The 707-nt window shown below is 45.3% G+C and carries 1 protein-coding gene; it reads right to left on the bottom strand.

Features of this window, described 5'->3' with window-relative positions; genetic code table 11:
• Nucleotides 1–18: 18 nt before the first annotated feature.
• The coding region (locus tag AC2A4J_RS20295) for an IS256 family transposase (RefSeq protein WP_484177289.1) at nucleotides 19–707 on the bottom strand (689 nt) is incomplete at its 5' end.

Genomic DNA, 707 nt, shown 5'->3' with positions numbered 1-707 from the left:
ATTCCGTGTAACTGCCATTTAGTTAAGGTGCTTTTCGAGACGTTCCTCGAACTCAATAATAAATCGACTCATCGCTTGGCGCCAGTTCTGAATTGGCATCGTCCATTTCTTACTGGCTTCTTTAATGGCAAGGTATACCATTTTCTTCGCAGAATCATCGCTTGGGAAGACTTTACGTTTTTTAATGGCTCTGCGGATAACACTGTTCAGTGACTCAATCGCATTCGTTGTGTAGATCGCTTTGCGGATATCGTCAGGGTAATTAAACAACGTATTGAGGTGATGCCAGTGATTGCGCCATGATTTGGTAATTTGTGGGTATTGATCGTCCCAGATGTCGCCGAAACGATCTAACTCTAGCAAGGCTTCTTCTTCCGTTGCGGAGCGGTAAACTTGCTTTAAATCCGCCGTCACTGCTTTATAGTCTTTCCATGATACATATTTCAATGAGTTGCGTACCATGTGTACGATGCACAGTTGGATGTTGGTTTGCGGGAAAACGGCATTGATGGCTTCTGGGAAGCCTTTTAGACCATCCACACAAGCGATGAGAATATCTTCTACACCGCGCTGCTGGAGCTCAGTGAGGACGTTGAGCCAGAACTTCGCGCCTTCGTTCTCAGCAATCCACATGCCCATGAGTTCTTTATGACCTTCAGTGTTGATACCGAGTGCCAAGAAGATCGATTTATTGATGACGCGCTTAT

Source organism: Marinomonas sp. ATLA20 (assembly GCF_057180105.1).
This window is presented reverse-complemented; position numbering and strand designations above follow the sequence as displayed.